The organism is Marinobacter iranensis (assembly GCF_029207565.1).
Lineage (GTDB): Bacteria > Pseudomonadota > Gammaproteobacteria > Pseudomonadales > Oleiphilaceae > Marinobacter > Marinobacter iranensis.
The window spans coordinates 1-276 of the sequence record NZ_JANCMW010000116.1 but is presented as its reverse complement, the minus strand read 5'-3'; the positions used below and the strand labels follow the sequence as shown (position 1 = coordinate 276).

Sequence of the window (276 nt, the reverse complement as noted above, 5' to 3'; positions counted from 1 at the left end):
AAATCGGACGAAGTCATCCGGTCCGCCTTCCCGGGCGATCTCTATGAAGCCTGGGGCGATGTCTGTCGCCGCCTTGCGGGCGCCGGCTACGGCGATGTCGTCACCGACAGCTATTTCAGGCATTCGCCCGAATTGGCCCGCCTGGCTTCGCCGCAGGCGGCGATTGCGCTGGCCGCGATCGTGTCCGGCCTGGCGATCAGGGCCGGCCGCCGCGCCGCATCGCTGGCACCCGCCGCCGCGATCGTCGCGGCGAAACGCTACACCGACGCCGCCTCC

The 276-nt window shown here is 70.3% G+C and carries 1 protein-coding gene; it reads left to right on the top strand.

Features of this window, described 5'->3' with window-relative positions; translation table 11 throughout:
• On the top strand, positions 1-276 hold a 276-nt coding region (locus tag NLU14_RS21670), incomplete at both ends, for a hypothetical protein (RefSeq protein ID WP_275710513.1).